At 72.3% G+C, this 24,959-nt stretch carries 26 protein-coding genes; 13 read left to right on the top strand and 13 right to left on the bottom strand.

The features are described from left to right. Positions 1–7: 7 nt before the first annotated feature. Genes AB0J64_RS18925 through AB0J64_RS18935 form a run of 3 tightly spaced genes read right to left on the bottom strand, consistent with a single transcriptional unit; the run spans position 8 to position 2,009 of the window. The gene (locus AB0J64_RS18925) at positions 8–1,021 is read right to left on the bottom strand and encodes a patatin-like phospholipase family protein (RefSeq protein WP_364028299.1); all 1,014 of its coding nucleotides are present in this window, start codon (positions 1,019–1,021) and stop codon (positions 8–10) included. Further along, positions 1,018–1,410: a hypothetical protein gene (locus tag AB0J64_RS18930; protein ID WP_364028301.1), complete on the bottom strand. Its 393-nt coding sequence runs from the start codon at positions 1,408–1,410 to the stop codon at positions 1,018–1,020. The genes AB0J64_RS18925 and AB0J64_RS18930 overlap by 4 nt, the downstream gene beginning before the upstream one ends. Next, complete coding sequence (locus AB0J64_RS18935) at positions 1,404–2,009, bottom strand: TIGR03086 family metal-binding protein (RefSeq protein ID WP_364028303.1); 606 nt, start codon at positions 2,007–2,009, stop codon at positions 1,404–1,406. Before AB0J64_RS18935 ends, AB0J64_RS18930 begins: the two co-directional genes overlap by 7 nt. Positions 2,010–2,148: 139 nt before the next feature. Here AB0J64_RS18935 and AB0J64_RS18940 point away from each other — a divergent pair, with 139 nt between their 5' ends. Continuing rightward, positions 2,149–2,718 (top strand): TetR/AcrR family transcriptional regulator, encoded by a 570-nt coding sequence (locus tag AB0J64_RS18940; protein WP_364028305.1) that lies wholly within the window; start codon positions 2,149–2,151, stop codon positions 2,716–2,718. 176 nt (positions 2,719–2,894) lie between these two features. Here the strand turns inward: AB0J64_RS18940 and AB0J64_RS18945 are convergent, their stop codons facing one another. From AB0J64_RS18945 to AB0J64_RS18965, 5 genes are read right to left on the bottom strand one after another with little or no spacing between them, the layout of a single operon-like run. Then, positions 2,895–3,314 carry a thioesterase family protein gene (locus AB0J64_RS18945; RefSeq protein WP_364028307.1) on the bottom strand — a complete coding sequence of 140 codons (420 nt, stop codon included), beginning with the start codon at positions 3,312–3,314 and terminating at the stop codon, positions 2,895–2,897. After that, positions 3,307–3,885, bottom strand: a complete 579-nt coding sequence (locus AB0J64_RS18950) for a helix-turn-helix domain-containing protein (protein WP_364028309.1) — start codon at positions 3,883–3,885, stop codon at positions 3,307–3,309. The genes AB0J64_RS18945 and AB0J64_RS18950 overlap by 8 nt, the downstream gene beginning before the upstream one ends. A gap of 27 nt (positions 3,886–3,912) precedes the next feature. Then, a complete protein-coding gene (locus AB0J64_RS18955) occupies positions 3,913–5,082 on the bottom strand; it encodes a sigma-70 family RNA polymerase sigma factor (RefSeq protein ID WP_364028311.1) in 1,170 nt (389 codons plus the stop codon). A 3-nt stretch (positions 5,083–5,085) separates the two neighbouring features. Further along, the gene (locus AB0J64_RS18960) at positions 5,086–5,424 is read right to left on the bottom strand and encodes a YciI family protein (protein ID WP_364028313.1); all 339 of its coding nucleotides are present in this window, start codon (positions 5,422–5,424) and stop codon (positions 5,086–5,088) included. Further along, a complete protein-coding gene (locus AB0J64_RS18965) occupies positions 5,421–6,002 on the bottom strand; it encodes a dihydrofolate reductase family protein (protein WP_364028315.1) in 582 nt (193 codons plus the stop codon). The genes AB0J64_RS18960 and AB0J64_RS18965 overlap by 4 nt, the downstream gene beginning before the upstream one ends. A gap of 223 nt (positions 6,003–6,225) precedes the next feature. Between AB0J64_RS18965 and AB0J64_RS18970 the strand changes: the two genes are divergently transcribed. From AB0J64_RS18970 to AB0J64_RS18990, 5 genes are all read left to right on the top strand, one after another. After that, positions 6,226–7,104, top strand: coding sequence for a DivIVA domain-containing protein (locus tag AB0J64_RS18970; RefSeq protein WP_364028317.1), 879 nt, complete (start codon positions 6,226–6,228; stop codon positions 7,102–7,104). A gap of 113 nt (positions 7,105–7,217) precedes the next feature. Then, positions 7,218–8,429 carry a hypothetical protein gene (locus tag AB0J64_RS18975; RefSeq protein WP_364028319.1) on the top strand — a complete coding sequence of 404 codons (1,212 nt, stop codon included), beginning with the start codon at positions 7,218–7,220 and terminating at the stop codon, positions 8,427–8,429. A gap of 446 nt (positions 8,430–8,875) precedes the next feature. Beyond that, on the top strand, positions 8,876–9,724 hold the full coding sequence (locus AB0J64_RS18980; RefSeq protein ID WP_364028321.1) for a helix-turn-helix transcriptional regulator: 849 nt from the start codon (positions 8,876–8,878) through the stop codon (positions 9,722–9,724). 88 nt (positions 9,725–9,812) lie between these two features. Further along, positions 9,813–10,352 carry a GNAT family N-acetyltransferase gene (locus AB0J64_RS18985; RefSeq protein ID WP_364028323.1) on the top strand — a complete coding sequence of 180 codons (540 nt, stop codon included), beginning with the start codon at positions 9,813–9,815 and terminating at the stop codon, positions 10,350–10,352. Between the two features lie 98 nt (positions 10,353–10,450). Further along, entirely contained in the window at positions 10,451–10,966 is a 516-nt protein-coding gene (locus AB0J64_RS18990; protein ID WP_364028325.1) for a nitroreductase family deazaflavin-dependent oxidoreductase, read from the top strand. A gap of 67 nt (positions 10,967–11,033) precedes the next feature. Here AB0J64_RS18990 and AB0J64_RS18995 read toward each other — a convergent pair whose 3' ends face one another. After that, positions 11,034–13,115, bottom strand: coding sequence for an AAA family ATPase (locus AB0J64_RS18995; RefSeq protein ID WP_364028327.1), 2,082 nt, complete (start codon positions 13,113–13,115; stop codon positions 11,034–11,036). Next, positions 13,112–15,439: a LuxR C-terminal-related transcriptional regulator gene (locus tag AB0J64_RS19000; RefSeq protein WP_364028329.1), complete on the bottom strand. Its 2,328-nt coding sequence runs from the start codon at positions 15,437–15,439 to the stop codon at positions 13,112–13,114. Before AB0J64_RS19000 ends, AB0J64_RS18995 begins: the two co-directional genes overlap by 4 nt. Positions 15,440–15,729: 290 nt before the next feature. On the opposite strand from AB0J64_RS19000, the gene AB0J64_RS19005 reads away from it, so the two are divergent. Continuing rightward, entirely contained in the window at positions 15,730–16,155 is a 426-nt protein-coding gene (locus tag AB0J64_RS19005) for a hypothetical protein (protein WP_364028331.1), read from the top strand. 16 nt (positions 16,156–16,171) lie between these two features. Here the strand turns inward: AB0J64_RS19005 and AB0J64_RS19010 are convergent, their stop codons facing one another. After that, positions 16,172–17,632: an IclR family transcriptional regulator C-terminal domain-containing protein gene (locus AB0J64_RS19010; RefSeq protein ID WP_364028333.1), complete on the bottom strand. Its 1,461-nt coding sequence runs from the start codon at positions 17,630–17,632 to the stop codon at positions 16,172–16,174. 120 nt (positions 17,633–17,752) lie between these two features. Here AB0J64_RS19010 and AB0J64_RS19015 point away from each other — a divergent pair, with 120 nt between their 5' ends. Genes AB0J64_RS19015 through pcaG form a run of 5 tightly spaced genes read left to right on the top strand, consistent with a single transcriptional unit; the run spans position 17,753 to position 21,595 of the window. Beyond that, positions 17,753–18,502, top strand: coding sequence for a CoA transferase subunit A (locus tag AB0J64_RS19015; RefSeq protein ID WP_364028335.1), 750 nt, complete (start codon positions 17,753–17,755; stop codon positions 18,500–18,502). After that, complete coding sequence (locus AB0J64_RS19020) at positions 18,499–19,128, top strand: CoA transferase subunit B (protein WP_364028337.1); 630 nt, start codon at positions 18,499–18,501, stop codon at positions 19,126–19,128. The genes AB0J64_RS19015 and AB0J64_RS19020 overlap by 4 nt, the downstream gene beginning before the upstream one ends. Continuing rightward, the gene (locus tag AB0J64_RS19025; protein ID WP_364028339.1) at positions 19,125–20,270 is read left to right on the top strand and encodes a thiolase family protein; all 1,146 of its coding nucleotides are present in this window, start codon (positions 19,125–19,127) and stop codon (positions 20,268–20,270) included. Before AB0J64_RS19020 ends, AB0J64_RS19025 begins: the two co-directional genes overlap by 4 nt. A gap of 51 nt (positions 20,271–20,321) precedes the next feature. Then, positions 20,322–21,074 (top strand): protocatechuate 3,4-dioxygenase subunit beta, encoded by a 753-nt coding sequence (pcaH, locus tag AB0J64_RS19030; RefSeq protein ID WP_364028341.1) that lies wholly within the window; start codon positions 20,322–20,324, stop codon positions 21,072–21,074. Further along, the gene (gene pcaG, locus AB0J64_RS19035) at positions 21,071–21,595 is read left to right on the top strand and encodes a protocatechuate 3,4-dioxygenase subunit alpha (RefSeq protein WP_364028343.1); all 525 of its coding nucleotides are present in this window, start codon (positions 21,071–21,073) and stop codon (positions 21,593–21,595) included. The genes pcaH and pcaG overlap by 4 nt, the downstream gene beginning before the upstream one ends. Before the next feature lie 19 nt (positions 21,596–21,614). Here the strand turns inward: pcaG and AB0J64_RS19040 are convergent, their stop codons facing one another. Both AB0J64_RS19040 and AB0J64_RS19045 read right to left on the bottom strand, forming a co-directional pair. Further along, positions 21,615–22,274: a hypothetical protein gene (locus AB0J64_RS19040; protein WP_364028344.1), complete on the bottom strand. Its 660-nt coding sequence runs from the start codon at positions 22,272–22,274 to the stop codon at positions 21,615–21,617. 62 nt (positions 22,275–22,336) lie between these two features. After that, the gene (locus tag AB0J64_RS19045) at positions 22,337–22,942 is read right to left on the bottom strand and encodes a response regulator transcription factor (RefSeq protein WP_364028346.1); all 606 of its coding nucleotides are present in this window, start codon (positions 22,940–22,942) and stop codon (positions 22,337–22,339) included. Between the two features lie 123 nt (positions 22,943–23,065). On the opposite strand from AB0J64_RS19045, the gene AB0J64_RS19050 reads away from it, so the two are divergent. Beyond that, positions 23,066–24,898, top strand: a complete 1,833-nt coding sequence (locus tag AB0J64_RS19050) for a serine hydrolase domain-containing protein (RefSeq protein ID WP_364028348.1) — start codon at positions 23,066–23,068, stop codon at positions 24,896–24,898. Positions 24,899–24,959 lie beyond the last annotated feature (61 nt).

The raw sequence follows: 24,959 nt of genomic DNA on the forward strand, positions 1-24,959 counted from the left end.
GGAATCGTCAGCCGGCGGTCAGCCGGCCGAGCGGGCGTAACAGCCGGTCGACCGCCGCGCGCCCGGCTTCGAGCGCGGCCTTGAGCGGTTCGCCGTCGCGGGTGAGGCGACCGATGCGGGGGGTGCCGGGCCCGGGGCGTACGGACAGGACCGCCGGATCCGCCGGGGCCCGGCCGCCGACGGGCAGGCGGGACACCGGCGGAGCCGGCTGGTCGTACCGCGTGAGCACCGCGTCGTCGTGCAGCAGGCGGTGGGCGCGCGTGAGGTAACTCCGGTGCAGCGCCTCGGGATACCCCCGCAGAACGGTCGCGGCGATCAGGCGCGCTCCGTAGGACGGCCGCGCCCCGCGTCGGGCGGCCGTCCCGGGCGCGGCGGGACGCGACCGCAGGACCAGGACGTGGCTGGCGCCCTGCGCCAGGGCGGTGCGGTACGGGATGGACTCGGCGAGTCCCGCGTCGTAGTAGAACCGCCCGGCCAGCTCGACCGGCGGACCGGCGAGGAACGGCAGCGCCGCACTGGCCCGCAGCGCCAGCCGCAGCTCGACGGGGCCGGTCAGATAGGGGCGCAGATCGGTGGACCGCCCGGTGTGGACGTCGGTGGCCAGCGGGTGGTACTCGACGGGATTGGCCAGGACGGCGTCGAAGTCCATCCGGGCCACCTCGCAGTACAGGTGCTCGACCAGGTTGCGCACGTCGACCATCGGCCGGCCGCGCAGGAGGTTGGACGGACGGATCATCGCCTTGGCGTAGCCGGGTTCGGCCCAGCCGGCCAGCTGCTCGGGAGTGCCGCTGAGCAGCCAGGCCCCGGTGATGGCCCCAGCCGACGCTCCGTAGACCGCGTCGAAGGCGTGCGCCACCCCGCTCTCATGCAGGGCCAGGGCCATGCCGGCGGAGATCGTGCCACGCATGCCGCCGCCCTCGATGGCCAGGGCCACCCGGTGGCCGTCCTGCCGCTGCCTGGGACGGCTGCCGCGGCTGACCCGGTCGGCCAGGACGCGCAGCACCTCGTGCCCGCCGGTCACGGTGTCCTGGTCTCTTCGGACAGGTAGGCCCGGGCCTTGGCCCAGATGTCGCGGTCGGACGGGCTGGTCGTCCACGTGGTGGACCTGAGCCGGCCCCGCCCGCGGTAACGCCGCACGATGGCGACGTGCTCCGGCCAGCCGACGAACCCACGAAGGGCCTGCTCGTCCAGCCAGATCGACACCGAGCCGCACCTGCCGCGCAGCGGCTCCGTCCAGAGCCACATGCCGACCGCGCCGTCCAGTTCGGGCCAGGCCCGGCGCAGGGCGAGTCCGGCCCGGTAGACGCCGGGCAGGTCGCGCAGCCGGTCGGCCTGGAAGTCGGTGACGCTGACCAGCACCGACCCGGTGGTGCCGGCCGCCTGTCCAGGTGTCCAGCGGCTCGTCAGCATGGCGCCGCCCACGACGGGTCGCGGCCCAGCAGGCCGAGCAGCCGCTGGAAGTCCGGGGCGTCGTCGGGCACCGGAACCCTGGTGTCGAACGCGGCGCCCGGACCGCGGCTCTTCGGCGTGTCCGGCCACCGGGAGGCCATCGCCAGCGCGGACGCGACCAGCTCGGGGTCGGGCCGGTAGGAGGCGCCGATGCTGGTGGCGACGTCCCAGCCGTGCACGAGGCAGTCGACCAGGTGCATGCTGATCGCGACCCGTCCGGGGAAGACGCCGAACTCGCCGATCTCGACCTGGCGGTCGTAGAAGTCAGGGGCGGCGAACGCCTTCGTGACCGCGGCCGCGGAGTCGTGGAAGGCGCCGAACGGGTCGTCTCCGAGGTCGTCGCCGTCCCGGGTGGACCGCTGCGCCAGTGGGTCCGCGGCGGCGGCGAAGCCGTGGTTCTCACCCACCATGTGCCGCAGCAGGTCGCCCAGGTTCCATTCCGTGCACGGCGTGGGCCGGTCGAGGTCCACGGTGGCGACCTGGGCGATCGCTCTCCTGGCGAGGTCCAGCGCGCACCGATGCAGGTCCCGGAGCTCCACGGCTGGGGGTCGAGTCATCATCCGCCTTTCTAAGTACGAACGTTCGTGCCGAGAATAGGAGGGTGCTGAGTCAAAGGTCAAGCGGCTATGGTGAACCGAACGTTCGTGCATGGAGGGGTGAGAGATGCCGGGAAGGCCGCGGGACGAACGGACACGCAGCGTGATCCTGCGCAGGGCGGCGGACATCGCCTCGCGGGACGGGCTGGAAGGGCTGTCGATCGGCCGGCTGGCCACGGACCTCGGCGTGAGCAAGAGCGGCCTGTTCGGTTACTTCGGCTCCAAGGAAGAGCTGCAGCTCGCCACGATCCGCGCCGCGGCGGCCGTGTACGTCGAGGAGGTCGTCCAGCCCGCGCTGACCGTGCCGCCGGGCCTGGGCAGGGTGCGCCGGCTGTGCGAGAACTGGCTGAGCTACTCGCAGCGGCGGGTCTTCCCGGGCGGCTGCTTCTTCTTCGCCGTCAACGCGGAGTTCGACGCCCGCCCGGGCCGGGTGCGGGACGCCGCCGCCGCGGCGAGCCTCGACTGGACCCGCTTCGTGGCGCGCGCCGTCGACGACGCCCGCCAGCTCGGCGAGCTCGCCGGCGACACGGATCCCGACCAGCTCGCGTTCGAGCTCATCGCGTTCATGGAGACGGCCAACGCCCTCTCCCTGCTGCACGACGACCCGAACGCCTACAAGCGGGCCAGAACCGCCATCCGCCGGTGCCTCGACACTGCGAGCACGAACGGGTGAGGCCCGCGGGGGCGGGTGCGGGCCGCCGTCACGCGGTGGGGTCGTAGTCGCTGGAGGTGTGCAGCCGGACGCGCTGTGCCGGGCCGCCGTCGCGCGGCGCGGTCGCCCACGCCTGCCGCACCCATAGCGTGCTGATCGCCCCGGGTGGGGACTGGCGCCAGCGCCTGCGCGACGTCCTACGCCGGCGCCCCCTTGGAGCGGGCGCGCCCGGTGAAGCGGGCGGCGTCGATGACGGCGCGTTCGTGGGTGCCGGTGCTGATCACGTCGTGCCCGTCGTCGGCGGCCACCTCGAACCGCAGCCGCCGCCCCTCCACCCCGGTGAGCCGCACGCGGCAGGTCACCTCGAGGCCGGGCGGCGTGGCGGCCGCGTGGCTGAGGTCGACGTGCGTGCCGACCGTCTGCTCGCGCGGCCAGTCCAGGTACGGCACGACGGCCTGGACGCACGTCCACTCGATCAGCCCGACGAGGAACCCGGTGGCGAACACCGGCGGCATGACCGCGAACTCCGGCGACTCCGGATAGAGCGCCGCGACGATCTTGCTCTCCGGCACCCGGAACCGGAACGTGTGCTCGAGGCCCGGCTTCAGCTCATTCATGGTCTGCTCCGATCATCCTGGCCGCCACCTGCTTGGCCCTGCGCATCGCCGTACGATCACCGTCGACCACCACCCGCGCGTTGGCCCCGTCGATGAGAAGGAGCAGCCCGAAGCCGACCTCCTCCGGCCGCGGCAGGCCGGCCTCGGCCGCCAGACGGGTCAGCGTGGAGCGCAGCCAGTCCTTGTAGGCCGAGATGACCTCACGCGCGGGATGCCCCGCGTCGGGCAGCTCCACCGCGGCGTTGGTGAACGGGCAGCCGCGGAACCCCTCCTGGCCGTGCCCCTCCGCGAGCCAGTCGAAGACCGCCAGCAGCCGCTCGGCTCCGTTCGCCGCGCACTGCTGGAGGAACGCGGTCATGGCCGCCTGCCGCGCGGCCCGCCGCCGGTCCAGCACGGCCGCCACCAGTTGCTCCTTGGACCCGAACTGGGCGTACAGCGTGGGCTTGGACACCTGGGCACGGGCCACCAGCGAGTCGACGCCGGTCGCGCGGATGCCTTCGGCGTAGAAGACCTCCGTGGCCACCTCCAGCAGCCGCTGCCCGGCGGCGCTGAGCTCGCGTTGATCGCTCACGCTGCCGATACTGACAGGTCAGTAAAGTCAGGGCAAGAGCTGATCGAGACGGCGCTTCAGGAATCGGCGCTCGGCCTCGGTCGTGGCCAGCGCGAGCGCCCTCTCGTACGCCGCCCGCGCCCCCTCGATGTCGTCCAGGCGCCGCAGGAGCTCGGCCCGGGTGGAGTGGAAATAGCGGTAGCCGTCGAGGGGGAGCGCGTCGACGATCGCCAGGGCCGCGCGCGGCCCCTCGACCTCGGCGATCGCCACCGCGCGGTTGAGCTCCACGACCGCGGAGCCCGTCAGCTCACGCAGCCGGTCGTAGAGCGCGGCCACGGCCGGCCAGTCGACGCGCTCCTCGGCCTGGAGCGCGGCGATGGCCGCCTGCACCGTGTAGGCGCCGCGAGCGCCGCGCGCGAGCGCGCGGTCCAGCAGCGCCTGGCCTTCCCCGATCTGCGCGGTGTCCCACAGGCCGCGATCCTGCTCGTGGAGCAGGACGATCTCGCCGTCGCGGACCCGGGCCGCCCGCCGCGAGTCGTGCAGCAGCATCAGCGCCAGCAGCCCGGCGGGCTCGGGTTCGCCGGGCATGAGGTCGAGGAGTGTCCGGGCCAGCCGGATCGCCTCGGCCGTCAGGTCGGCCCGGCCGTCGCCGTACCCCTGATTGAAGATCAGGTAGAGCACCGCGAGCACCGCGCCCAGCCGGGCGGGCAGGCGGTCCTCGCGGGGGATCGCGAACGGGATCCCGGCCGCCCGGATCTTGGTGCGGGCGCGGGAGAGCCGCCGCTTCATCGCCTCCTCGCTCACCAGGAACGCCCGGGCGATCTCCGGCGTCGACAGGCCGCCCAGCGCCCGCAGGGTGAGCGCGACCTGGGCCTCCGCCGCGAGCGCCGGATGGCAGCACATGAAGAACAGCTCGAGCCGTTCGTCGGGAATCGACGTCTCGTCCATCGCCGCCTCCTCGCCGGGCTCCGGCCGTTCCAGCCGCCGGAGCTTGTCCGCATGGGTACGGTCGCGGCGCAGGCGGTCGATCGCCCGGTTGCGCCCCGTCACCACGAGCCAGGCTCCCGGATTGGCCGGGAGCCCGTCGCGGCTCCAGCGCTCGGCGGCGATGACGAACGCCTCCTGCGCGGCCTCCTCGGCGACGTCGATGTCGCCGGTGTAGCTCACCAGGGCGGCGAACACGCGTGCCCACTGGTCGCGGAAGATCTCCTCGAGCACCGGCTAGAGCTCCACCAGCGGCCGCACCTCGACCGAACCGCCCAGGCGGGTGGCCGGGATCCGGGCGGCGAGCTCGAGCGCCTCGTCGAGGTCGCCGGCCTCGACGATGTAGAACCCGCCGAAGATCTCCTTGGTGTCGGCGAACGGCCCGTCGGTCACCAGCGTCTCGCCGTCCTGGACCCGTACGGTGGTCGCGGTCTCGGCCGGCTGCAGCCGTTCGCCTCCGAGCATGCGTTCGTCCTTCATCAGCGTGACGTACTCGGCGCTGATGGCGGCGCGCTCGTCCGCGCTGAGGCCGTCGTAGGCCTCGGGACGTTCGTTGATGAGCAGTGCGTATCTCACTGGTGGTCTCCTTGGGCTGGTTCGCGGCGGTAGACCAGGCGGACGGCCTGGCCCACCCGCTCGGCGGACTCGAGGCTCAGCCCGGCGGGCTGCCCCGGCCGGTCGAACAGCCGGCGCCCCTGGCCGAGCACCACCGGGAACACCAGCAGACGGTACTCGTCGATCAGGTCGTGGGCCCTCAGCACGTCGACGACGCCGGCGCTGCCGGCCACCACGATAGTCTGGCGCTTCTTCCGCTCGGCCACCTCCTCGACCAGGTCGCCCCGCAGGAGGGCGGAGTTGCTCCATTTCTCGACGCTCTCCAGCGATCGCGAGACGACGAGCTTGGGGAGGGCGTTCATCTTCCTGGAGAACTCGTCGTCCCTGGAAGGCCAGATGCGGGAGAAGAGCTCCCAGGTGGCCCGGCCGAGCAGCATGGCGCCGGAGTCCAGCACCTCCCCGAGAGCGAACTTGTCGCCGGCCACGGACTCGGGCCCGTAGCGGAACGCCCATCCTCCCCACGGCCTCCCATCGCTCCCGTCCGGGTCCTCGACGACCCCGTCGAGTGAGACGAACTCGATGACGATCACTTGATTCATGGTCTCGAACCTTCCTTGAAGCCGGTTTACGGCGACAGGACGAACGAGAACGCCTCCAGGGGACAGGTCGTGAATGTGACTCCGGTCACAGATCATCCGGGTGGCTTTACCCGTCAGCGGCTGCCCGGACGTTTAAGCACAAGGTAACGTGTCAACTACTGAGCGTATAAGTTTCCTGGTCAAACGGTAAAGGTCGCGCCGAAGGGCTCGGTGAAGCGCCGTCATGCACGTCAAGCACGAAGAACACGACCATCGCCTCCAGCTCCCGTTCAGTCACGCTGTCGGCGACGACCCCGGCGCGCTGCCGGTCCATGCGGCGGGCCCCGGTCAGCTCGCCCTGCTGACCCCCGCCGCCGTGCACCATCAGGTCTTCAGCGTGGTCCGGCTGCGTGCCGGGTACGACCTGGCCGAGGTGGACGCGTTCCTGGCCAGCGTGGAGACGACGCTCGGCCTGCTCTGGCAGGACAACGCCCACCTGCGCGAGCGTCTCGCCAACATCCCCGTCCCGCCGAGCCTGTCCCTCGCCGAAGCGGAGCGGGCGGCGCAGGAGACGGTGGAGACCGCGCGGCAGGAGGCCCGCCAGATCCTCGCCGAGGCCCGCGCCGAGGCCCAGCGGCTGCGGCGCGAGGCCGCCGCGGCGGCAGAGGCGCTGACCCGGACCGCCCGCGTGGCCGTCGAGGAGCAGCTCGACCAGTTCGACGCGGTGCTGTCCCACCACGGCCGGCAACTGCAGGACAGCCTGCGCGCCCAGCTCGGCCGGCTACGCGGCGCCCTGGACGACCCCGCCACGCCCGACCACGCCACGCCCGACCACGCCACGCCCGACCACGCCACGCTCGGCCAGGCCACGTCCGGCCAGGCCGCGTCTGACCGCGCCACGTCCGGTCCTGCCGCGCACCCGGGCGGTGGCCCGCATGCCGGTCCCGTCGCGCACGCGGGCGATGGGGTGCGCAGCGGTCCCGTGGCGCACGTGGACGCCGATGCGCACACCGGTCCCGTGGCGCGCATCGTCGACGGCGCGCGTCCCGGCGACGGCCCGCACGGCGGTGTCGTCGCGCACAGCGGCCACGGCGCGCGCACCGGTCCCGTCGCCGCGCCCTGATCGAGCCGTTCCGTACGGCACCGCCGTTCCCTACCGCACCGCCGTTCCGTACGCACTGCCGTTCCGTATCGCACCGCCGTTTCCGTACGCACTCTCGCCAGAAAGGCTGTGACATGTCCTTGCCGCTCGGGGGGCCGGCACTGCAGTCGGCGCTGCAGGACACGGGCCTTGACGCCGCCATGCCCGCCTGGACGGTGTGGGCCGCCGTGGGCCTGGTGGCGCTGTCCACGCTGGCCGGAGCCCATCTGGCCCAGCGCAACGCCGCCAAGATCAGCATTTGGCTGGCCGTCGCCTCGGCGCTCATGCTCGTCACCGCCCTGACCGACGTGATGCCCGACGCCTGGCGTGAGGCCCACGCCACCGAAGTGCCGCTGTGGCTTGTGGCGCTGGCCGGGGTGGTGGGCTTCGCCATCATCACGTACTTCACCCGCCACGGCCACCCGCACGAGGTCGGGCAGCGCGGACAGCACGCCCCCGGCCTGCACAGGCGCGTCAAGCAGGCCGTCAGCGCCGCGGTGTACGGAGGTGTGGGCACCGCCGTCGCGCTGAGCCTGCACCGCATGATCGAGGGCGCCACCCTGGTGCTGGCGGCATCGGCCATCGTCGTGGCCGCGCTCATGATCCACTCGGCCGGTGAGGGGCTGGCCATGACGGCCATGCTCGACATGGCCAGCAAACGACGCGCTCCCTGGCTGGCGCTCTCCTGTCTCAGCCCCGCGGCCGGTGTCGTGCTGGCCGCGGTGGCGCCGATCCCCCCGCAGAGCGTGCCGATCCTGCTCGGCCTGCTCACCGGTGTGCTCGTGCGTACCGCCGTGATCGGGCTGAAGATCGCCCGCAGCAGCGGCCGGCTGGTGCGGCGCCATGTGGCCGTCGCCGCGGCGGGCGTGCTCTCCGTGGGCGGCCTGCTGGTCGCGGCGCAGACCGTTCTCGTCGAGGACCTGCCCGAGCTGGCCGTGCCCATCGCCGCCGCCGGTGAGACGGGCGGGCTGCTCGTCCAACCCACCCCCACTCCGTCCCCCCGGCCCGAACCCCCGCGCGAGCCGATGCCGATGACGGCCTCCGAGCTGCGCGCCGCCGTCGCGGGCGGGCAGCTCGGCGTGGAGGCCCTGCTGTCACGCAGCGAGCTGACGACCATCAGCGCCGACGTCGAGTCGCTGCTGCGGGCCCTGCCGGGGCGCAGCGCCGCCGAGATCACCAGAGTGCTGCGGAAGGGCGGGATCGGCAGCGGCGCCAGCATCGGCGACCTCACCCTGCGCCAGCGCCACTACCTGCTCGGCGCCCTCGGCGCCCGGCCCAGGTCCTCGGCCACGGACGCGGGGCGCTGAACCCGCCTTTGCGCCAAGGGCCACGGCGACCCGCCCTTCGGCTCGTCGCCTCTCATCCCGCGCAGGCGCTACCCCGGGGCGTCTTGCCCGATGGCCCACCGGACGTCGCCGGAGCGCGTGCACCGGGGTGTCCGGCGGTGGTTGGCCGTGGAGCGGCGCCATCGGTAAATCCGCGGTTGGCGTGTTCGGCGCGTCCGGTGGTGGGCGTGTCCAAGGTGGCTGCGTTGTCGGCGACCGGCGTGGTCGCTGCCCGCCGCTGTGGGAGGCCATGGCGGGCCTATGCGCTGGGTAGCGCAGGCGGTGGACGTGGCTGACCACGGGCGGCGGCGGGCGTCGCTGACGTCGGGCGGCGGGCGTGGCTGACGTTGGGCGGCGGTGGGGGAGCGTGGCAGGGTGGGTCGGACAGGACCACCCTGAGGGCCGCCTATTCCGACATACTTGGCCATATGGATCGACGTGCAGAGTTGTCGGCTTTCTTGCGTAGTCGCCGTGCCCGCGTCAGCCCCGACGAGGTCGGCCTGCGTTCGACGGGCCGGAGGCGGGTTCCCGGGCTGCGGCGCGAGGAGCTGGCCCAGCTCGCGGGGGTGAGCGTCGACTACTACGTACGACTGGAGCAGGGACGGGCGCCCGGCGTGTCGGCCGAGGTCCTGGACGCGGTCGCCAACGCGCTGCGGCTGGACGCGGCCGAGCGCGCGCACCTGCGCGATCTGAGCGGCCCGGGCCGGCGCGCGGCCCGGCACGCGCCGCCGCCGGAGCGGGTCAGGCCGGGGCTGCGGCGGCTGCTGGAGATGGCGCGTGACGTCCCCGCCTACATCGTGGGCAGGCGCTGCGACGTTCTGGCCTGGAACCAGATGGCCCGCGCGCTGTTCACCGACTTCGACGCGCTGCCCGCGGAGCAGCGCAACTGGGGCCGGATGATCTTCCTGGACCCCGGTATCCAGGACCTGTACGCGGACTGGACCATCAAGGCCAAGGAGACCGTGTCGTACCTGCGGCTCAAGGCCGGCGCGTACCCCGGCGACCCGGTGCTGGCCGCGCTCGTCGGCGAGCTGTCGATGAAGAGCGAGGACTTCCGCCACTGGTGGGCCGAGCACGACGTCGTCGACAAGACCCACGGCCGCAAGACCTTCCATCATCCGCTGGTGGGGGAGCTGACCCTGGACCACGAGACGTTCCGCATCCCGGACGAACCCGACCAGGTGCTCATCACCTACACCGCCGAGGCCGGCTCCCCGTCCGAAACCGCCCTGCAGCTCATCGGCTCCTGGTCCGCACCGCTGACCGGCCTGGCGTGACCTTTGATCAAATAATCGGATGCTGACGGTTGGCGTGCGTTGCTAGCGTCAGCGTCGTTCGCCGGCACCTCACGCCCGGAGCGTCCTGATGATCACATGGCGTCGACTCGGCCAGGAGGACTTCCCCCTGCTGCGCACGTGGCTGGAGCGGCCGCACGTGGCGCTGTGGTGGAACCACGAGACCTCGGCGGAGGCGGTGGCGCGCGACTTCGGCCCCGCCGCCAGGGGAGAGGAGCCGTCCGAGGACCTGCTCGTGTTCCTCGACGGGCGGCCGCTCGGCCTGGTCCAGCGGTCGCGGCTGGCGGACTACCCGCACTACCTGGACGAGCTGGCGGCCGTCGTCCCCGTCCCTGACGGCACGGTCTCCATCGACTACCTCATCGGCGATCCGAACCAGGTCGGCCGGGGACTCGGGACGGAGATGATCCGTTCGGTCGTGGAGCGGACGTGGGAGGAGCTGCCGGACGCCTCCTGCGTGATGGTGCCGGTCTCCGCGGCCAACCGCGCCTCGTGGCGGGCGCTGGAGAAGGCCGGGATGCGCCGGATCGCGGAGTGCGATCTCGAACCGGACAACCCGATCCACGGGCCCGCTCACTACCTCTACCGGATCGACCGGCCGGCCGCCTGAGCGGTGCTGCGCCGATCCGGAGTAGACCTATCGCTTGGTTGGGAAGTATTCTTGGCCCCCGTCAGCAGTGCCACCCCTGAACCGGACGTGAGGTCACCGTGGTCGAGCAGCAGCCCAGCGGCGGGGTAAGGGCTCGGGTCAGCGCCGGGCTGCGCCCGTTCTTCCAGTGGCTCGCGGGCACCAGGGGCTTCGCCCGGGTCGCGCCCAAGATCGTCCCGCCTCTCGACCGCTTCGTCAACCGCGTGACCGGCGGCCGGGTCCTGATGGGCGACCAGATGATCCCCCACCTGCTGCTCACCACGACGGGCAGCAAGTCGGGGCAGCCCCGCGAGAGCCCGCTGGCCTGCCTGCCCGAGGACGGCGGCACCTTCCTGGTGGTCGGCAGCAACTTCGGCCGGGAGCACCACCCCGCCTGGAGCGGAAACCTGCTCAAGACCCCGCAGGCCACGGTGACCTTCCGCGGGCGCGTCATCCCCGTGACGGCCAGTCTGCTGGCCGGCGCCGACCGCGAGGAGGCGTGGCGGGCGCTCACCCGCTTCTGGCCGCTCTACCAGGGCTACACCGACCGCTCCGGCCGCGAGCTGCGCGTCTTCCGCCTCTCGCCCCGACCCTGACCGCGCGGCCTTCGTCGGGAAGGTCTCACACGCACCGCCGTGCGGCGCGTTTCGGCGCCGGCAGGTCTCACATACCCGGTCGTCCGGCGCGCGTCTGTGCGGTGCCGCCCAGCGCGTACGCCACGGCGCGCTCCGGACTGAGCCTCGCCCCCTGGCGGAAGGCCGCCGCGAACGCCGGCCCGCCCAGCGCGCGGCGCGCCTGTCGCGTGCAGCGCTCGTGCCACTTCGTGTGATAGTTCATCCACTCGGGCGAGGCCCCCACCGCCTGCCACATCGCGTGCGCCGCTCCCAGCAGCTCGGCGGCCCTGTCGTGCTCCTCCCGCGCGCCCGCGATCCACGCCAGCACCTCCAGGCACTGGGTGAGGCACCACCTGTCGTTGATCCCCGCGGTGAACTCGGTGGCCGTCGTCACCAGCGCCTCGGCCTGCGCGGTGTTTCCCAGGTTCCAGTGGGCGACGCCGAGCGCCAGCTGGGCGTACGCGCGGAAGACCAGGGCGTTCTGCCGCTCGCACAGGGTCAGGAGCTGCCGGCCGTACTCGGCGGCCTGGCGCGGGTCCTCGCTGGAGCCGTACGTGGAACCGACATAGAGGGCGAACATGACACCGTCGAGGTCGCCGATGGAGCGGTGGATGTCGAGGGACTCCCGCATCAGCGCGAGGCCGCGCCGGGCGTCGTGGGCGAGGAACGCCGCGACGCCCGCGGTGCGGACGGCGTGCGCCAGCAGCTTCTGGTCTCCCGCCTCGCGGGCCATGGCCATGGAATCGTGCAGCTTCGGCATCCCCGCCACGAGGTCGCACTGGCGGATGGCGAGCATGCTGTCGGCCCAGAGCGCGGCAGCCCGTACCGGGTGTTCGTCCGGCACATGCTCGAGGGCGCGCTCCAGCCAGTAGCGGCCCTCGGTGAGGGAGCCGGCGAGCAGCCAGAAGCACCACATCGCCGCCGCGGCGCCCGCTCCCACGGGAGCCAGCGCCGGCTCACTCACGCACGCCTCGAGGGCGACGCGGATGTTGGGCAGCTCCCGCTGCAGCAGCAGGTAGCGATCCACCTGCTCGGGGACCATCTCGTCGACCCGGTGCCGCTCCACGAGGTTCCGGTAATGGTCGACGTAGCGCCTGCGCAGCTGCCGCAGCTCGGCGGGCGACACCTGTTCGCAGCCGTAGGCGCGCAGGCTCTCCGGCAGGCGGTAGCAGGGCCCGTCCTTGACCAGGACCGATTTGTCCACCAGCCCGGCCAGGTGATCGAGCACGTCGAGGCGGTCGATGCCCTCGCCCGAGCACACCGCCTCCGCGGTCTCCAGGTCGGCCCCGGCGGGGAACATCCCGAGCCGGCCCCAGAGCCGCCGCTCGCCGGTCGAGCAGAGGCGGAAGCTCCAGTCGATGGTCGCGCGCAGCGTCTGGTGGCGGGGCAGCGCGGTGGGAGCCTTCGCGGCCAGTACGTCGAACCGCTCGTCCAGCTCGCGCGTCAGCTCCTCGAGCGGCAGGGTGCGCAGCCGTACCGCGGCCAGCTCGATCGCCAGCGGGATCCCTTCGAGGCGCTGCACCAGCCGAGCCGCGCACGCCATGTTGCCGGAGTGCAGCGTGAAGCCGGGCACGACGCCCCCGGCGCGCTCCACGAACAGGCGCACGGAGTCCTGGCGGGCGATCTCCCGCAGGGTGGCCCCGGGGGTCGGGATCGGCATGGGGGCGACCCTCAGCACCTGCTCGCCGTACGCCCCCAGGCTCTGCCGGCTGGTCGCCAGGATCTGCAGCCGCGGGGCGACCCGCAGCAGCCGTTCCACGAACGGGGCGCAGAACGCGCTCAGATGCTCGCAGTTGTCCAGGACCAGCAGCATCCGCCGGCCCGCCAGGTAGTCCTGCAGCACGGTCATGAGGTCAGGGCTGCCGTCGCGCAGCCCGAGCGCCGTGGCGACCGCCGGCTCGAGCAGGTCGCCGGTCTCCAGCGTGGCGAGCTGGACCACCTCCACGCCGTCCTGGTACGCCTCCCGCAGGACGTCCGCGGCCCTGAGCGCCAGCCGGGTCTTGCCGACGCCGCCCACGCCGGTCAGGGTGAGCAGCCGGGCCTTGCTCAGCATCTTCCGCACCGCGCACAGCTCATGCGTCCGGCCGACGAAGCTGGATTTGTCGGTCAGCAGGCCGGAGCCGGCCTTCATGGGGTCCTCCCGGCGAGGAGCTCTCCTTGCTCGCAGACCCAGGCCGCGATCTGGGCCCGGGAGTTGAACCCGAGCTTGTTCAGAATGTGCTCGACGTGCCCCTCGGCCGTGCGCTGCGCGATGACCAGCTGGGACGCGATCGCCTTGTTGGTCATGCCCTGGGCGACGAGCTGGGCGATCTCCATCTCCCGCCGCGTGAGCGGCGAGGTCGCCTTGGGCGCCGGCTCGGCCACCTGGGCGCTCTCGCACATGGCGTACGCGATCGCCTCGGCGGAGGTGAGTCCGGTGCCCTTGCGGAACCCGGCCTCGAACGCGCGCCCGCCGAGGCGCTCCCGCGCCAGCGCCTCGGAGGCGTCGTGGTAGCCGGACAGGTACTCGAGCAGGGGAGCGCCGAACGAGCGCCAGCTCTCCTGAGAGGCGCCGAACAGCACCGCGGCCCGCTCGGTCGTGCCGTCGGCGGCCATCCACGCCAGCGCCTCGATGCACAGGGCGATGCCCAGCCGGTCGTCGAAGGGCCGCTTGAGCCGGATGGCCTCCCGCTCCATCTCGACCGCCCTGGCCGTGTCGCCCTGCCGCCACAGCTCGATCCCGTACACCCACAGCGTGTACGACCTGAACCAGTGGTCCTCGCGCGCCTCGCAGAGTGCCAGGCACTCCTTGTACTGGGCCTCGGCCTGATCGGAGTGGCCGAGCAGCGAATGGGCGGTGGCGAGGTAGAGCAGCGCGTTCACCATGCCCATGGCCTCGCCGGCCTCGCGGTGGGCTTCGACCGCCTTGCTCAGGAAGGTGACCGCGCCGGTGAAGTCGCACTGGATCAGGGCCGCGAGGCCGGAGACGTACGCGGCGCCGGCGAGGATGCGCGCGTCACCGAGCCGCGTGGCCAGGCTGTGGCACTCCTCCAGCATCCGCGTCGCCGACGCGAAGTCGCTCTGCAGGACCGCCAGCCGCGAGTTGAGGCACAGGCCGCCGGCGCGGGCGGAGGTCGGCTCGCCGTCGGCGGCGAGCAGGCGGTCGAGCCAGCCGCGCCCCTCGCGCAGCGAGGCGGCCGCGATCCAGTAGAACCGCAGCGCCGTGGCGATGGCCAGGCCGCGCTCCGCCTCGCCCGGCGCCGTGAGGCAGTGGTCGAGCGCCGTGCGGAGGTTGCCGTGCTCGATGTGCAGGCGCCTGAACCAGGCCACCTGGTTGGGGCCGAACCATTCGCGCTGCGCGCGCGTCACGAGATCGTGGCACCAGTCGCGGTGCCGGGCCTTGAGCTCCGCCTCCTCGCCGGACTCGCGCAGCCGTTCGCGGCCGTACTGGCGGATCGTCTCCAGCAACCGGTAGCGCACCGTCGGCCCGTGCTCCTCGCGGGCCAGCACCGACTTGCCCACCAGGCCGACCACCAGGTCGACGATCTCGTCGGCGAGTATGCCGTCCCCCGAGCACACCTGCTCGGCCGCCTCCAGGTCGAGACCGCCGGAGAACACCGACAGCCGGGCCCACAGCAGCCGCTCCTGTTCGGTGCAGAGTCCGTAGCTCCACTCGATCAGCGCCCGCAGCGTCTGCTGGCGCGGCATGGCCGTACGCGAGCCCGTCGTGAGCAGCCGGAACCGGTCGTCGAGCCGGGCCAGCAACTGCTCCACGGAGATCGCCCGCAGCCGCACGGCCGCCAGTTCGATGGCCAGCGGGATGCCGTCGAGCCGCCGGCAGATGCGCGCCACGATCTCCTGGTTGGCCTCGGACACCTCGAATCCCGGGAGCACGGCCTGGGCCCGCTCCTCGAACAGCCGGATCGCGTCGAACTTCTTCAGCGACTCGGTGGAAGGACACGAGCCGTTGCAGTCGGGGATGGGCAGCGTCGGCACGGGCATCGTCTGCTCCCCGGCGACGCCGAGCGACTGCCGGCTGGTCGCCAGGATCCGCAGTTCGGGCACGGAGCGCATGAGCGTCTCCGCCATCACGGCGCACTCCTCCATCAGGTGCTCGCAGTTGTCCAGGATCAGGAGCAGCTGCTTGTCACGCAGGTGGTCGACGAGCACCTCGAGGGACGGTCGTACGGAACGGTCCTGGATCTCCAGGCTCTCCGCCACCGTCTGCGCGAGCAGGTCGGGGCTCTCCAGCGCCGCCAGCTCCACCAGCCACACACCGTCGTGGAAGCTGCGCCGCAGGTCGTACGCGGTCCGCAGGGCCAGGCGCGTCTTGCCGACGCCGCCCACGCCCACGAGCGTCACCAGCCTGGCTTCGCACAGCAGCCGCTTGACCTCGGCGATCTCGTGCCGCCGGCCGACGAAGCTGTTGAGCTCCGCGGGCAGCCGACACGAGACGGTCGGTGCGGTCATGGTCATGAATGCTCCAACGACTCAGGTGCTCGGGTCACCGCGTCGCGGGTGGCCGAGCCTCCACAACCCACATTATTCGGTGAACGGTTACCACTGCACTTTGTCGTTTTTCAAACGGATATGTCGGCCAAGGGTCTCTCTTTTTTCAGAAAAATAAGTAAAAGGCTCTTGGCTCGATTTTGATCCGCCTTTGCCCAGGTGGAGACATAGCTTTGCCGACGGGCATTGTTGCTGCCGGGCATTTCGGGCATGGATGCATCGCCCGGAGGTTTCCACTCACCGGGAAGGAGACGATCATGACGACGTCAACACCGTTCGGACGGGCCTTTCACCCTGGTGCCGGTTTCTCCGGCTGGCTCGGATTCGCCGGCACGCTCGCCATGGTGCTGGGCGTCTTCAACATCATCGAAGGCGTCATCGCCCTGTTCAAGACGTACTTCTTCGTCACGCCCGGCGGGCGGCTGCTGGTGTGGAACTACACCGCGTGGGGCTGGATCTGGCTGGCGCTCGGCGTGCTGCTGTTCGCCACCGGGGTCGGCGTGCTGGCCGGGCAGATGTGGGCCCGCGTGGTCGGGGTCATCCTGGCCGGGCTCGCCATGATCGGGCACTTCGCCTTCATGGTCGCCTTCCCCGTGTGGTCCATCGTCTCGATCGCGCTCTGCGCCCTGGTCATGTACGGCCTGATCGCGCCGCCGAGAGGGGCGATGGGCGTACGCGACTGATCTGCTGAGGCCGGCGTCACGGTCCCGCGGGGATGTGCCGAAGGTCGGCCGTCATCCTGGCGGCGGTCTCGGTCAGCGCGGGCAGTACGTCGCGGAGCAGGTCGTCCCGGCTCGCGCGGCTGGCGTGGGTGGCGACGTTGACGGCCGCGACCACCCGTCCGTCCCGGCCGCGGACCGGCACGGCGATCGACCGCACTCCCTCCTCCAGCTCCTGGTCGACCAGGGCATAGCCGTCCTCGGCGGCCTGCCGGACGGCGGCACGCAACCCGGCGGGTGACGTGATCGTGTGGCGGGTCAGCCGCTCCGGCGTGATGCCGGCCAGGCGCTCCTCGGGCTGGTCCGCCAGGAGCACCCGGCCCATGGAGGTGGCGTACGCCGGGAAGCGGGTGCCGACCGTGATGTCGACGGTCATGATGCTCACCGTGGGCACGCGCGCCACGTACAGGACGTCGTCGCCGGACAGCACCGCGACCGAGGCCGACTGGTGCACCCGGGCCACCAGGTCGGCCAGGTGCGGCTGGACGACCTCGCCGAACGTGCGCTCCGACAGGGAGGCGTAGCCCAGCTCCATCACCTTGGGGAGCAGCGCGAAGCGGGAGCCGCGGGAGGCGGCGTAGCCCATCCGCTCCAGGACCTGCAGCGACCGCCTCGCGGTGGCCCTCGGCAGCCCGGTCGCCTTGGCGGCATCGGCCAGGCTGAGCCCCCCGCGGGCCGAGCCGAGCGACACCAGCACGGCCAGCCCGCGGGCCAGCGACTGCAGGAACTCCGCACCCAGCTCCTGTTTGGTGGCGCGCGAGACATCCGGGGCGGCCGGCCGCGGGCGGGGCGGGGACGGCGGCTCCGCCAGGGCCGCCTCCATGGCCGCGACCGTCTTGCGCAGTCGGGGGAGCACGGAGTCGCGCAGTCCGGCGGCGGTGTGCCGGCTGGTGTGGCTGACGACGCTCACCGCGCAGACCGCTCGCCCCTCCGGATCCCGTACGGGCACCGCGACCGCGATCAGGCCGGGCTCGATGAGCTGGTCGTCCTCGGCCCACGGCGCCGACGGATCGAGCAGGGCCAGGCCGGCGGCGCAGCGGGTGGCGGGCAGCAGGTCGCCGACCCGGAAGGCGACCGACATGGTGCGCCGCCGGGTGAACTGGCCGATGAAACGCACCCCTTCACCGTCCTGGACGGCCAGCGACACGGACTCGTCCAGCTCCTCCGCGAGCCGCTCCGCCGGCGGCGCGAGCGAGTCGCGCAGTCCGTCACAGGCGAGATAGGCCTCGCCCAGCTCCATCAGCGGCGGCGCAGGCAGCATGTCCCGCCCCTCGGCCCGGACGTAGCCGAGGCGGACCAGCGTGGCCAGGACGCGGTCGACGGTCGATCTGGCCAGGCCGGTGGCGCGTACGAGATCGGTGGCGCGCGCCCGCCCGGCCTGGCCGGCGACGAGTGCCCTGAGCACGGTCAGGCCGCGCTCCAGGGTGCCTGCGGCCTCCATCCGGCCCTCCTCTCCGCCCGATCAAGGGCTTTGACATGAACGCGGTCCCGTACGCATACTCGACAGCACAATAGTGAACTAATATTCACTATGCGAACACTCCCGGGTGAATGGAGCGTCGTGCGGAGAGACAAGGTGGTCGCGACCACCGAGGAGGCACTGGCGGGCGTGCGCGACGGCGCGTCGTTCGCGGTCGGCGGCTTCGGCCTCAGCGGCATCCCCAACGTGCTGATCCAGGCTCTTCACCACACCGGCGTGACCGGCATCGGCGTGGTGTCGAACAACTGCGGAGTGGACGGCGGCGGCCTGGGGGTCCTGCTGGCGGCCGGGCGCATCGCCCGCGTGACCGCCTCGTACATCGGCGACAACAAGGAGTTCGCCCGGCAGTACCTGGCAGGGGAGCTGGAGGTCGAGCTGACCCCGCAGGGCAGCCTGGCCGAGCGGCTGCGCGCGGGCGGCGCCGGCATCCCCGCCTTCTACACCCCCGCCGGGGTCGGCACGCCGGTCGCCGACGGCGGCCTGCCGCTGCGCCACCACCCGGACGGCACGGTCGCGGCGGCCTCCCCGCCGAAGGAGGTCCGCGAGTTCGACGGCCGCCAGTACGTGCTGGAGCGCAGCATCACCACCGACTTCGCGCTGGTCAGGGCGGCCAAGGGTGACCGGTACGGCAACCTCGTCTTCAACAAGGCCGCACGCAACTTCAACCCCCTCGCCGCGATGGCCGGGCGGGTCACGATCGCCGAGGTCGAGGAGCTGACCGAGCTGGAACCGGACGAGGTCCACCTGCCCGGCGTGTTCGTCCAGCGGGTCCTCGTCCTCACCCCCGAGCAGGCGGCCGACAAGGGCATCGAGCGGAGGACCACCTCGTGAGCTGGACCAGGGACGAGATGGTCGCGCGGGCCGCCGCCGAGCTGCGCGACGGCGACTACGTCAACCTCGGCATCGGTCTGCCCACCCGCATCCCGTCGTTCCTGCCGCCGGACGTGGACGTGATCCTGCACTCGGAGAACGGCGTCCTCGGCGTCGGCCCCTACCCGGCCCCCGACGCGCTGGACCCCGACCTGATCAACGCGGGCAAGGAGACGGTCACCGTGCTCCCCGGCGCGGCGTTCTTCGACTCGTCGCTGTCGTTCGGGATGATCCGCGGCGGGCACATCGACGTGGCGGTGCTGGGCGCGATGCAGGTCTCCGCACGCGGCGACCTGGCCAACTGGATGGTCCCCGGCAAGCTGGTCAAGGGCATGGGCGGGGCGATGGACCTGGTCCACGGCGCGCGGCGGGTCGTCGTGATCATGGAGCACACCGCCAAGGACGGCACGCCGAAGATCGTCGAGGAGTGCTCGCTGCCGCTCACGGGGAAGGGGTGCGTACACCGGATCATCACCGACCTCGGCGTGCTGGACGTCACCGGCGACGGGCTGAGGCTGGTGGAGACCGCGCCCGGGGTGAGCGTGGCCGAGCTGCGCGACCGTACGGAGACGGAGGTTCTCGCATGAAGACCGTGTACGTCGTGGACGCGGTCCGCACGCCGTTCGGCCGCCATGGCGGGGCGCTGGCCGGGATCCGGCCCGACGACCTGGCCGCGCACGTCGTCAGGGCCATCGCCGAGCGCAACGACGTCGAGGCCCCCGACGAGGTGATCCTCGGCAACGCCAACGGGGCGGGCGAGGAGAACCGCAACGTCGCCCGCATGGCCGCGCTCCTTGCCGGGCTGCCCGTGACCACGCCGGGCGCGACCGTGAACCGGCTGTGCGGGTCCGGCATGGAGGCCGTCATCCAGGCGTACCGGATGATCGCCCTCGGCGACGCCTCCACCGTGATCGCCGGCGGCGTGGAGTCGATGACGCGGGCCCCGTGGGTGCTGCCCAAGCCGGACAGGGCCTTCCCCGCGGGCGGGCAGGAGCTGGTCTCCACGACGCTCGGCTGGCGGCTGGTCAACCCGAAGATGCCCGCCGAGCACACCGTGCCCCTGGGCGAGGGCGCCGAGCTGATCGCCGACAGGCACGGCATCGCCAGGGCGGAGCAGGACGCGTACGCGCTGGGCAGCCACCAGAAGGCGGCCAAGGCGTCGTTCGAGCGCGAGATCGCTCCCATCGCCGGCCTGACCAGGGACGAGGGCATCCGCGAGGACACCGGCCTGGACAAGCTCGCCCGGCTCAAACCCGTCTTCCGCGCGGACGGCACCGTCACCGCGGGCAACGCCTCGCCGCTCAACGACGGCGCGGCGGCGCTGCTGCTGACCGACGAGGCCGGGCTGCGCGGCCGCGAGCCGCTCGCGCGGATCACCGCGAGCGCCGCGAGCGCGCTCGAGCCCCGCTACTTCGGGCTCGGCCCGGTCGAGGCGTCGCGGAAGGCCCTGGCCAAGGCGGGCAAGGGGTTCGGCGACCTCGGGACCGTCGAGCTGAACGAGGCGTTCGCCGCGCAGGTGCTCGGCTGCCTGGCCGAGCTGCCCGAGCTCGATCCCGCCATCGTCAACCCCGACGGCGGCGCCATCGCCCTGGGCCATCCGCTCGGCGCCTCCGGCGCCCGCATCACCGGCGCCGTGGCCCACCGGCTCGCCGCCGCCGGCTCCGGCACCGGGCTCGCGTCCCTCTGCATCGGCGTCGGCCAGGGCCTGGCCGTCGTCCTGGAACGGTAGCCGCACATGAGCCCGGTCGTCGTCCTGGAAGTCCTGGAAAGGTAGCCGTACATGACCTTGCCCCTCACCCAAGCCGACATCGACCGCGAGATCGCCGAGGTGCACGCGGCCCGCGGCGGAGCGGCGGCCGACCACCCCGATCGGGACTTCGCCCCCTACCGCAGCAGCGTGCTGCGCCACCCCAAGCAGCCGCTCGTCGCGCTGAAGGACCCGGAGGCGGCCGAGCTGACCGGGCCGGTCTTCGGCGTCGCCGACGTCAGCCCGTTCGACTCGGACCTGACCAGGCAGCACCTCGGCGAGCCGCTGGGGGAGCGGATCACCGTGCAGGGGCGGGTGCTGGACCGCGACGGCCGCCCGGTGCGCGGCCAGCTGGTGGAGATCTGGCAGGCCAACGCCTCCGGCCGCTACCTGCACCAGCGTGACGACCATCCCGCGCCGCTCGACCCCAACTTCACCGGCGTGGGCCGCTGCCTGACCGACGACGAGGGCCGCTACACGTTCACCACGATCAAGCCCGGCGCCTACCCGTGGCGCAACCACGTCAACGCCTGGCGGCCCGCGCACATCCACTTCTCCGTGTTCGGCACGGCCTTCACGCAGCGGCTGGTGACGCAGATGTACTTCCCGAACGATCCGCTGTTCCCGTACGACCCCGTGCTCAACTCCGTCACCGACGAGCGGGCCAGGCAGCGGCTGGTCTGCGCCTACGACCACGGCCTGTCCGTGCCGGAGTGGACACTCGGCTACCGGTGGGACATCGTGCTGGACGGTCCCGCCGCGACCTGGATGGAGGAGGGCCGATGAACCCCACCCCCTCCCAGACCGTGGGCCCGTTCTACGGCTTCGCGCTCCCGATCCCCCGCGGGGGCGACATCGCCGACGGGGGCATCACTGTCCACGGCTACGTGTACGACGGCGCGGGCGAGCCGGTGCCCGACGCGCTGCTGGAGTTCTGGCAGGCCGACCCGTCCGGCAGCCTGCGGGGGGCGCCGGGCACGCTGCGGCGCGACCCGGTGAGCGGCACGCCGCTCGGCAGGCACGGCGTCGACTTCACCGGTTTCGGCCGGGTGCCCACCGACGGCGACGGCCGCTGGACCCTGCGCACGCTGCCGCCGGGCACCGGGTACATCAGCGTCTGCGTGTTCGCCCGCGGCCTGCTCCACCACCTCTACACCCGCATCTACTTCGGCCAGGACGCCTTCCTCGACTCGCTGCCCCCGGAGCGCAGGCGGACGCTGGTGCCGGTGGAGGAGCGCGAGGGCGTCTACCGGTTCGACATCCACCTGCAGGGCGAGAAGGAGACCGTCTTCATCGACTTCGGCTGACGAGGCGGCGGGCCGGGGCTCAGACCAGGCCCACCATGAAGCCTTCGTCGCGGATGCCCAGGTAGACGGCCGGGCGGTACTGGCGCATCGCGTGCTCGATGACCGGGATGTACTTGGGATTCGAGCCCAGCGGGAGCCGGTAGCCGTTCTTGACCGTGTGGAACTCCCACAGGTGCTCCATGTCCGGATGGCGCGTGCGGAAGCCCTGGTCGGCGGGGAAGAGGTCGAGGCGGACCATCGTCCTGCGGATCAGGTGGTCGGCCAGTTTGACCCGGCGCTGCTGCGTACGCGAGATGCCCACCCCGGACAGCTCGTTCCACGCAACGGCCCACGGCCTGCCCTGAGGGTCGTCCCAGCGCACGCCGAAGCCGTCGAAGACGAGCCGGCGCGGCCGGCTGATCTTGCGCCAGGCGATGATCGGCAGCAGCCCGATGAACAGGAAGACCAGCCCGAGGATCAGCACCACGACCGCGGAGCCCGAGCCGCCCGTCGTCTGCCCGGTGAACGCGGAGAAGATCGCGATGAGGCCGATGACCCCCGCGACGGACCCGCCGATCAGCGCCTTCACCTTGGCGTCACCGCCGACGTCGATCACCACGGGAGGCGGCGCGGAGGCGGGCGGCGGCTGGTGCGGGGGATACGAGGGGTGGAACGGTGGCTGTTGGGGGCCGTACATCATGGAACGGCAGGCTAGCCCTGATCGCCGCTCATACCGCCATTCTTCGGACTTTTGCGAAATGTTCAGAGCCAGCCGGCTTCGGTGGCGATCCGGACGGCGTCCAGCCGGTTGCGGGCGTCGAGCTTGGTGACGATCGCCCCCAGGTAGTTGCGGACGGTGCCCTTCGTCAGGTGGAGCGCGGCCGCGATCTCCGCGAGGTCGTCGCCCCCGGCGGCCAGGCGCAGCACGTCCACCTCGCGCGGTGACAGCGGGCTCTCCCTGGCCGTGATGGTCGCCGCGGCGAGGGCGGGATCGATCACCGCCTCACCGGCGTGGACGCGGCGCACGGCCGCGGCGAGGTCGGCGGGCGGAGCGTCCTTCAGCATGAAGCCCCCGACCCGGGCCGCGAGCGCCCTGCGCAGGACCTCGGGGCGGCCCAGCTGGGTGAGCATGAGCACCCGGCAGCCGGGGAGCCGTTTCCCGAGCTCGGCGGCGGCCTCGATCCCGTCCATGACGGGCATCTGCACGTCCAGCACCGCGACGTCGGGCCGGTGCTCCAGGGCCGCGGGCACCACCCCGTCCCCGGACGGCACCTCGGCGACGACCTCGATGTCGGGCTCCAGCCGCAGGAGCGAGGCCAGCGCGCCCCGGATGAGGTGCATGTCCTCGGCCAGCAGCACCCGGATCACCCTCGACTCCCCCCGAAGCAGAAAGGACCATGATATTTCCGGTGTCCGGTTCGTGTATTTCACACACCGGATCGAGGTGCCAGGCACTGGTCCGTGACCGTCCGGCCTCGCGATCTTGGAGGTATGAAGAGAGCCCTGTTCCTCGGCCTGACGACCGCGCTGCTGGTGTCCGGCCTCCGCGGTACGGCCGCCGCCGCCACGGACCTCGAAGGCGTCGGGACGCTGGTCGACGAGGTGGTGCCGGCGCAGCTCGCCGAGCACGGGATCCCCGGCGCGGCGGTCTCGGTGGTGTCGGGCGGGCGGCAGGTGTTCGCCAAGGGATACGGCTACGCCGACCTGGCGAACCGCGTCCCGGTCGACGCGGCCCGCACGGGGTTCTTCACGGCCTCGACGGCCAAGACGTTCACCGCGATCGCCGCGCTCCAGCTGGTCGAGCAGGGCAGGCTCGACCTGCACGCCGACGTCAACACGTACCTGAAGAGCTTCAAGATCAAGGACACCTTCCCCGGACGGCCGGTCACCCTGGAGCACCTGCTGACCCACACGGCCGGGTTCGAGGACGACGTGCTCGGCTCGTCCTGGGACGATCCCGCCGCCGCCCCGCCTCTGGCGAAGGTGGTCGAGGACGGTCAGCCGGAACGGGTGCGCCCGCCGGGGACCGTGCTCGCCTACGACAACTACGCCTACAACCTCGCGGGCCACCTGGTGGAGGTGGCCTCCGGAGAGCCGTTCGCCGAGTACGTACGGCAGCACATCCTGGCGCCGCTCGGCATGACGGGCACGTCGTTCGCCGCGCCGCTGCCCGGCCCGCTGACCGCCACCCTCGCCCAGGGGTACAACGGGGACGTTCCGTACAAGCGCTACTACGGGTCGCCCGCCTCCGGGACCGGGCCCGTCACCACCGCCGCCGACATGGGCCGCCTGATGGCCGCGCTGCTCGGCGACGACCCCCGGCTGGGCGGGAACATCGGCGCCACCATGATGCGCCGCCACTACACGCAGGACGAGCGGCTCCCCGGCATGGGGTACGGCCTCGAGGAGCTGTCCAGGAACGGCCACCGGATCTTCTCCAAGGGCGGCGACATCAACGGCTTCCACCACGTCCTCGCCCTGCTGCCGGACCAGAGGAGCGGCGTCTACGTCGTCTACAACGGCGAGGACTCCACGACGGCCGCCAACGACCTGATCACCCGGATCGTCGACCGCTACTTCCCGGGCCGGGCGGACGATCCGCGGCCGGTGCGCGGGGACACCTCGGCGTACGCGGGCACGTACACCTCGACCAGGATCCGCGGCGACCTCCTGCGGGCCGGCACGCTGTTCAACACCGTGACCGTGGAGTCCACGGGCGACGGGACGATCACCACGACCGGCCTGTCACGCGACCCCGCCAAGCCGGACCAGACGTGGCAGCTCATCGGCCCCGGCCTGTTCGCCGAGCGGGGCGGCCAGGAACGCATCGCCTTCGACGGCCACGGCCTGCTCGCCGGCGGCCACCAGGAGGAGGCGGCCACCTTCCAGCGCTCCGGCGCCGCGCTCCATGTGTGGCTGGTCTACGCGGGGCTGACCGCGTTCCTGGTCGCCGCGCTCGGGATGCCGGTGGCGGCGCTCGTACGGAGGGTCCGCCGGCGGCCGGCCCGGCACCGGCCGGCGTGGTGGCTCGCCTGGCTCACCAGCGCGCTCGTCCTGGTCTTCGCGTACGGCTTCGCCGCCACGATCGCCGTCGCGCCCACCGACGCCGTCTTCCTCGGGTCTCCGCTCCTCACGGTCGCCCTGATCTCCTCCTCGACGGCGTTCGTCCTCAGCGGCGGGGTCGCGGCCTGTTCCGTGGCCGCCTGGTGGAAGGGGTGGTGGGGGCCGGCGGGACGGATCTCGTACACGGCGTTCGCGCTCGTCACGGTGGCCTTCATGGTGGTCGCGTACCGCTACGGCATGGTCGGAGGCGTCTTCGGCTGAACCCGTACGCGGGAGCGCGGCACGGCCTGTGGGATGCTTTGGCGGGAACGCTGAAGATCGT

This window comes from Nonomuraea sp. NPDC049695 (genome assembly GCF_040674955.1).
GTDB classification, from domain to species: Bacteria; Actinomycetota; Actinomycetes; order Streptosporangiales; family Streptosporangiaceae; genus Nonomuraea; species Nonomuraea helvata.

Excerpts from the sequence above, each read along its gene's own strand:
- AB0J64_RS18930 (WP_364028301.1), bottom strand. The coding sequence starts at position 1,410 with ATGCTGACGAGCCGCTGGACACCTGGACAGGCGGCCGGCACCACCGGG.
- AB0J64_RS18935 (WP_364028303.1), bottom strand. The coding sequence starts at position 2,009 with ATGATGACTCGACCCCCAGCCGTGGAGCTCCGGGACCTGCATCGGTGC.
- AB0J64_RS18945 (WP_364028307.1), bottom strand. The coding sequence starts at position 3,314 with ATGAATGAGCTGAAGCCGGGCCTCGAGCACACGTTCCGGTTCCGGGTG.
- AB0J64_RS18965 (WP_364028315.1), bottom strand. The coding sequence starts at position 6,002 with ATGAATCAAGTGATCGTCATCGAGTTCGTCTCACTCGACGGGGTCGTC.
- AB0J64_RS18970 (WP_364028317.1), top strand. The coding sequence starts at position 6,226 with ATGCACGTCAAGCACGAAGAACACGACCATCGCCTCCAGCTCCCGTTC.
- AB0J64_RS18975 (WP_364028319.1), top strand. The coding sequence starts at position 7,218 with ATGTCCTTGCCGCTCGGGGGGCCGGCACTGCAGTCGGCGCTGCAGGAC.
- AB0J64_RS18980 (WP_364028321.1), top strand. The coding sequence starts at position 8,876 with ATGGATCGACGTGCAGAGTTGTCGGCTTTCTTGCGTAGTCGCCGTGCC.
- AB0J64_RS18985 (WP_364028323.1), top strand. The coding sequence starts at position 9,813 with ATGATCACATGGCGTCGACTCGGCCAGGAGGACTTCCCCCTGCTGCGC.
- AB0J64_RS18995 (WP_364028327.1), bottom strand. The coding sequence starts at position 13,115 with ATGAAGGCCGGCTCCGGCCTGCTGACCGACAAATCCAGCTTCGTCGGC.
- AB0J64_RS19000 (WP_364028329.1), bottom strand. The coding sequence starts at position 15,439 with ATGACCATGACCGCACCGACCGTCTCGTGTCGGCTGCCCGCGGAGCTC.
- AB0J64_RS19005 (WP_364028331.1), top strand. The coding sequence starts at position 15,730 with ATGACGACGTCAACACCGTTCGGACGGGCCTTTCACCCTGGTGCCGGT.
- AB0J64_RS19010 (WP_364028333.1), bottom strand. The coding sequence starts at position 17,632 with ATGGAGGCCGCAGGCACCCTGGAGCGCGGCCTGACCGTGCTCAGGGCA.
- AB0J64_RS19025 (WP_364028339.1), top strand. The coding sequence starts at position 19,125 with ATGAAGACCGTGTACGTCGTGGACGCGGTCCGCACGCCGTTCGGCCGC.
- pcaH (WP_364028341.1), top strand. The coding sequence starts at position 20,322 with ATGACCTTGCCCCTCACCCAAGCCGACATCGACCGCGAGATCGCCGAG.
- pcaG (WP_364028343.1), top strand. The coding sequence starts at position 21,071 with ATGAACCCCACCCCCTCCCAGACCGTGGGCCCGTTCTACGGCTTCGCG.
- AB0J64_RS19040 (WP_364028344.1), bottom strand. The coding sequence starts at position 22,274 with ATGATGTACGGCCCCCAACAGCCACCGTTCCACCCCTCGTATCCCCCG.
- AB0J64_RS19050 (WP_364028348.1), top strand. The coding sequence starts at position 23,066 with ATGAAGAGAGCCCTGTTCCTCGGCCTGACGACCGCGCTGCTGGTGTCC.